Here is a 258-nt window from a genome sequence, read left to right as displayed (position 1 = left end):
GAACAACGCAAGCAGATCGGCCCGCTGATCACCGACAAGGCGGTGGCCAAGGTCCGCAGCCTGAACGACGACGCCGAGGGCAAAGGCGCCGAACAGGTGCTGGGCGGCCAGGCCCACGCCCTGGGCGGCAACTTCTTCGAGCCGACCGTGCTGGCCAATGTCGGCCCGGGGTTGGACCTGCTGGAAGAAGAAATCTTCGGCCATGTGTCGGCTCTTTTGCGCTTCAGCCGCGACGAAGAAGTCATCGCCATGGCCATC

The 258-nt window shown here is 64.7% G+C and carries 1 protein-coding gene; it reads left to right on the top strand.

The genetic code is table 11. The annotated features are described in order from the left end of the window. The coding region (locus M2D63_RS25885; protein ID WP_285865900.1) for an aldehyde dehydrogenase family protein at positions 1–258 on the top strand (258 nt) is incomplete at both ends.

It is taken from the genome of Pseudomonas sp. BJa5 (assembly GCF_030272875.2).
Lineage (GTDB): Bacteria > Pseudomonadota > Gammaproteobacteria > Pseudomonadales > Pseudomonadaceae > Aquipseudomonas.
This window is presented reverse-complemented; position numbering and strand designations above follow the sequence as displayed.